4 protein-coding genes are annotated in these 5,695 nt (G+C 64.6%); 3 read left to right on the forward strand and 1 reads right to left on the reverse strand.

Annotation, left to right across the window (positions count from 1 at the left end; genetic code table 11):
- A partial coding sequence (locus BRAS3809_RS31360; protein ID WP_035659750.1) for an NADP-dependent isocitrate dehydrogenase occupies nt 1-720 on the reverse strand: 720 nt, incomplete at its 3' end.
- A 304-nt stretch (nt 721-1,024) separates the two neighbouring features.
- On the opposite strand from BRAS3809_RS31360, the gene BRAS3809_RS31365 reads away from it, so the two are divergent.
- The 3 genes from BRAS3809_RS31365 (at nt 1,025) to BRAS3809_RS31375 (ending at nt 5,542) form a co-directional block, all read left to right on the forward strand.
- Nucleotides 1,025-2,224 (forward strand): TrmJ/YjtD family RNA methyltransferase, encoded by a 1,200-nt coding sequence (locus BRAS3809_RS31365; RefSeq protein WP_008966034.1) that lies wholly within the window; start codon nt 1,025-1,027, stop codon nt 2,222-2,224.
- A 104-nt stretch (nt 2,225-2,328) separates the two neighbouring features.
- Nucleotides 2,329-3,558, forward strand: coding sequence for a tetratricopeptide repeat protein (locus BRAS3809_RS31370; protein ID WP_170323359.1), 1,230 nt, complete (start codon nt 2,329-2,331; stop codon nt 3,556-3,558).
- Between the two features lie 274 nt (nt 3,559-3,832).
- Nucleotides 3,833-5,542 (forward strand): C2 family cysteine protease, encoded by a 1,710-nt coding sequence (locus BRAS3809_RS31375; protein ID WP_008966036.1) that lies wholly within the window; start codon nt 3,833-3,835, stop codon nt 5,540-5,542.
- The last annotated feature ends 153 nt before the right edge of the window (nt 5,543-5,695 follow it).

Here is a 5,695-nt window from a genome sequence, read left to right on the forward strand (position 1 = left end):
CTTGGCCTCGAACTTGTCCTTGAACTCCTTGTCGAACACTTCCTGGAAGAGATCCTTGAAGCGGCCGTCATACACCTTGAGGATGGTGTTCTTGGTCGACAGGTACACCGAGTAATTCTTGGCCAGGCCCATGTTGAACGAGGCGCGGGCGAAATCGACGATGGAATCGTCGAGATTGTACATCTCCATCGCGATGCCCGGACCCGGCGCCTTGAACACCTCGCGCTCGATCACCGTGCCGTCCTCGCCGACGAACTTCATCGACAGGGTGCCCTTGCCGGGGAACTTGAAGTCGGTGGCGCGGTACTGGTCGCCATAGGCGTGGCGACCGATGATGATCGGCTTGGTCCAGCCGGGGACGAGGCGCGGCACGTTCTTGCAGATGATCGGCTCGCGGAACACGACGCCGCCGAGGATGTTGCGGATGGTGCCGTTCGGCGACTTCCACATCTCCTTGAGGCCGAATTCCTTCACGCGGGCTTCGTCGGGGGTGATGGTGGCGCACTTGACGCCGACGCCGACCTTCTTGATGGCGTTGGCGGCATCGATCGTGATCTGGTCGTTGGTCTTGTCGCGGCTCTCCATCCCCAGGTCGTAATACTGCAGATCGATCTCAAGGAACGGGTTGATCAGCTTGTCCTTGATGTACTGCCAGATGATCCGGGTCATCTCGTCGCCGTCGAGCTCGACGACCGGGTTGGTCACCTTGATTTTTGCCATGATCGATGGGGCCTTCTTGGGAACAGCGCGCCAGGAATGGAAAGCGCTTGTGAAATCAAGCGCGTCATAGCACTGCTGCACCGCGGGCGGAAGCGCACCCGGTATGCGCACGGTGCTGATTTTCGCAGCCCGCTCATGCGGTAGGCAAAGCCGGCGAGCCGACTGCCTGCGGTTTCGCTCAAACTGCAAAATCCGGGCTTAAGCCGATTATTTTGCTTGAGAATTCTCGCCAGCCGGGCCAACGGAGCGGGCGGGGCGCGCGCATGTTCGCGCCTCACGTGACATGGAAGGTGAGGACAGACCCGTGTCGGGCACCGACAAGACCAAGGCAGGCGTGGAGATCGCAGGACCGGTGGTGATCCTGGTCGAGCCGCAGCTCGGCGAGAACATCGGCATGGCCGCGCGCGCCATGGGCAATTTCGCGCTGACCGAGCTGCGCCTGGTCAATCCCCGCGACGGCTGGCCGAACATCGCGGCCCAGCGGGCGGCGGCTGGCGCCGACCACATCATCGACCATGTCCGGTTGTTCGAGACCCTGCCGGAGGCGATCGCCGACCTCGACCTGGTGTTCGCGACCACGGCGCGCTCCCACGACCAGGCCAAGCCGGTCATGGGGCCGGAGGCGGCCGCGCGTGAGATGCAGGGGCAGATTGCGGCCGGCGGCCGGGCCGGCATCCTGTTCGGCCGCGAGCGCTCGGGGCTGACCAATGAGGAGGTCGCCCGCGCCAACCGCATCATCACCTATCCGGTCAACCCGGGCTTCGCCTCGCTCAACCTCGCCCAGGCCGTGCTGCTGATGGGCTACGAGTGGTTCAAGCTGGTGACCTCGGGCGCGCTGCCGTTCGCGATGCCCGAGCGCTCGGAGCGCGCCACCCAGGAGCAGATGGAGGCGTTCTTAGAGAACCTCGTCCGCGAGCTCGACCGGGTCGAATTCCTGCGGCCCGCGGAGAAGCGCGAGACCATGCTGGTGAACCTGCGCAACATCTTCTTCCGCATGGAGCCGACGAAGCAGGACATGCACACGCTGCACGGCGTGGTCATGGCGATCGCCGAGGGGCGCAAGGGCCCGGCCAAGGGCGGCGTGCTCGACAGCACCCAGGCGAGCCGGCTGCGTGCGCTGATCGCCGAGCAGGGCACCGTCGCCAACCTGCCGGACTCGCGCGGATCGCTGCGCGGCCTGGCCCGGCTGCTCCGCCGCAACCCGACCGACGCCGAGCGCGCGCTGTGGCACGCCCTGTCGCGCGACCGCCGCTTCGCCGGCCAGTTCAAGCGCCAGACCCCGGTCGGCCGCCACATCCCGGACTTCGTCTCCTTCATCCACCGCCTGGCCATCGAGCTGGTGGGCGACGACGAGAGCGAGGGCGTGGTCGCCGACCGCGCGCAGCGCAAGGCATGGCTGGAAAGCCGCGACTATCGCGTCACCGAGGTGAGGACGGCGGATGTCGAGGCCAATCTGGAGGCCGAGCTGGTCAGGCTGCAGGCGCTGATCGCGGAGGCGAAGTAGCTGACGCCTCCGCCTGCGACGTGACGTTGTCACGCGGGAACCCTGCTGGTATCGTGGTCCCGGTAGGGAAGGGACTTGCTGTGCGACAGGCGCGTTTTTGGACCTTGGCGATCGCGGCGATGGTGCTGGGTTTCGGGGTCACGAGCCCGACAACCAGCGTCAATGCTGAAGTGGCCTGTGGTGCGGGTCGCTCGGGAAGCCTTGAGGAGCGTATCGCAGCCTGCACAGCCGCCATCGAGGCGGCGGCCGCCAAGCACGTGAGCAATGGCCTTATCAGACTCCTGCGCGGTGAGGCTTACGCCTTGAATGGCCAGCTGGATCTCGCGATGGCTGATTTCGACTGGCTCATCGAGCGCGAGCCCGATCATGTTGCTGCTCGGCTGCGCCGGGCATCCATCTATCGGCTCAAGCGCAACACAGATGCCGCGATCGCTGACTACGATAAAGTCATCGCGACGGATCCAAAGAACGTCGACGCCTACGACGGACGTGCTGCTCTCCATTTTGCGAGGCGGGATTTCGATGGTGCCGTTGCCGACTACGGGCGAATCCTGGTCGTTCATCCGGAGAATCTCAAAGCGTATGTCGGGCGTAGCTGTGCTTATCGCGGCATGCGCGATCTCGATCGTGCATTGACCGATTGCGCCAAGGCGATCGAAATCGCTCCAAAGCGCGACGACGGCTATATCTGCAGAGGCGAAACTCAGCTGTACAGAAACGATCTTGATCGTGCGGCCGCCGATTTCGATCGCGCGATCGAGCTCAATCCGCGAAGCGCATCTTCATTTGCCGGCCTTGCCGTCGTCCATCATCGCAGAGGAAACCTTGAGGCGGCGATTCATGACCTGGATCAGGCGATCGGGTTCGATTCAAACAATCCCGGTTTGTATCGCAGTCGCGGCTTTCTCCAACTCGAAACTGAACGGGTGAAGGAAGCGGCAGAGGATTTCATCAAGTCGCTCGAACCGAATCCCAGGGATCGCTATACTCAGCTCTGGCTTGACGTGGCACGCCGACGCAGCGCTCAGCCCAGCCGTCTTGCCGAAGCCGCCAAGCAATTTAATCTCTCGGATTGGCCGGGACCGATCATTCGGTTCTACTTGGGTGAAATCACCGCCGAAGACCTGTTGGCAAAGGCGGAAGATTCCAATCCGAGCAAGCGTGCCGGACAGGTGTGCGCGGCCAATTACTTCGTGGGCGAACTTGCGCTGGCGTCCAAAGACGATGCTGGTGCCGCGAAGCATCTCGCAGAGGCGGTCAGGATGTGTCCCGACGGCTTCGCCGGACTGCCGCTGGCTCGCGCGGAGCTGCGCTCTCTTGGCGCGACGCCATGACTGGAGCGGGTCGAAGCAACGGCGTTGTCCCACGACCGCCAACACGGAAGGTGAGTTCGATCTCGCGCGTCCGTATTAATACGGCCCCTGTATCATTGTCCGCCGATCCGTAAATCCTTACCGACCGAACGGCCGCAGGGTACAGCTGATCGCGACAAATTTCTAAAATTCGAACGGATCGTGCAGCTTTGCCGCAACGGCTGATGCGAACGATGGCGAGCCGACCGCGAAGGCGGTCATGACAAGCCACATCGTTCACGGAGAGCCTCGACCAATGCCGATCCAGCCGCAGGGCGTACGCAAGCCGCAGACCGACCAGACCAGCGACCAGACCGGCTTCTTCGAGAACGACAGCTGGCTTTCTCCCGATCTCACCCCGCTCTGGCTGGCCAACCAGCCCGCCGCAGCGCCCGTGGCGCCGGCCCCGGCACCAGCCGCGGACCCGTCGGCGGCGATCGCGATCTACGGCAATTTCTGCAGCGTCGCCGCGACGGTGACCACCGCATCGAGCTCGAGCTCGAGCGGGAGCACCACGATCTCCACCGCGACGGTCGCCGCCACGACCACCACCAAGACCGCGGCGCCCGCCTGGGTGAACACGCTCACCAACGCCCAGATCAAGGCCGACATGACGGCCGCCATCACCAACGGCACGGTGACCTATGCCGGCCTGCTGAAGGTCTTCACCGATATCGACGCCTCGCTCGCCGCGACCAAGACCAAGCTGAGCGCCAGCCAGTTCGCGGACCTGAAGACGATCGCCGCCAACCTCAACAACGGCGTGTCGACGTCGAGCTACCTGACCTCCATCACGCAGGCCTTCGTCAACGGCAATGCGGCCAATGCGACCTGGACCGGCGGCGCCGCCAGTTCCGTGGCGCTCGGCAACCTCGCCACCGGCTCGACCGAGCTGCAGTTCGCCGAGCTGATCGGCAAATGGTTCCTCGGCACCGACCTCCCGTCGTCGAAGGTGATCCTCGGCAGCACGCAGTTCTCGGTCTCCTATTCGAACTCGACCAAGGCGCTGTTCGGCGCGAGCGGCGCCAGCATCAGCGACATCAACCAGGGCTACCTGGGCGACTGCTACCTGCTCGCCGGCCTGGCCGAAGTCGCCTACAAGGAGCAGTCGGTCATCTCCTCGATGTTCACCGCCAACGGCAACAACACCTATGGCGTGCGCTTCTACGTCAACGGCACCGCGCGCTACGTCACCGTCAACACCGCGCTCGCCAATGGCGGCACCATCTTCAACAATGGCGGCAATGCGATCTGGGCGAGTCTCGCCGAGAAGGCCTATGCCGAGCTGCAGGCCAGCGGCGTCTACACCGGCAACTCCATCAACTACGGCAACTCCTACACCACGATCGGCAATGGCGGCGCGCCCGAGATCGCGCTCGAGGCGATCACCGGCGCCAGCCAGATCACCGACTTCCGCGCGATGGGCGGCTCCTGGGGCAAGGTGGTCTACAATTCGTCCTTCGGCGTGACCAGCTACACCACCGGCAACGCGACCTCGGGCGTGCTGGCGACGATCGCCGCCAGCCTTGCCGCCGGCGACGACGTCATCCTGTCGTCCTACACCAACGCCAAGGATGCGACCGGCAAGACCACGCTGGTCGCCAGCCACGCGATGTCGATCTACGGCTACAACAGCGCCAACGGCATGCTGCAGGTCCGCAATCCCTGGGGCTCGGCGGCCGGCCAGTACTGGCAGACCACGTTCGAGGTCAGCCTCGCGACCCTGCTGGCCGCCGGTGACACGATCACGATCGACAATGTCGGCGACGCCAAGAAGGTGGCGGCGGCGACGACCACGACGTCGTCGGGCCTGAAGCTGACGTCGGATGTCAACGACCTTTCCGGCACTGCGTCGGGCTTCGTCCAGGCGATCGCCTCGCTGACCGACGGCGGCGCGTCGAACGTGGCGTTCACGCAAGGCCTGGCCGCGCAGCAGCACACGCTGGCGATGCCGATGGCGGCGTGACGGCATCCGGAGGGGCGATCGGTCCACTCTCTCCGAGAGCAGGTTGCTCATGGTGCCGCGTGCGGAGATCGGCGCCAAACCCTCATGGTGAGGAGCGTCGCCCTTGCGACGCGTCTCGAACCATGAGGCCCAGCCGGCGCCTCGCCCTTGAGA

Source organism: Bradyrhizobium sp. STM 3809, assembly GCF_000239795.1.
Classification (GTDB): domain Bacteria; phylum Pseudomonadota; class Alphaproteobacteria; order Rhizobiales; family Xanthobacteraceae; genus Bradyrhizobium.

Excerpts from the sequence above, each read along its gene's own strand:
- BRAS3809_RS31375 (WP_008966036.1), top strand. The coding sequence starts at position 3,833 with ATGCCGATCCAGCCGCAGGGCGTACGCAAGCCGCAGACCGACCAGACC.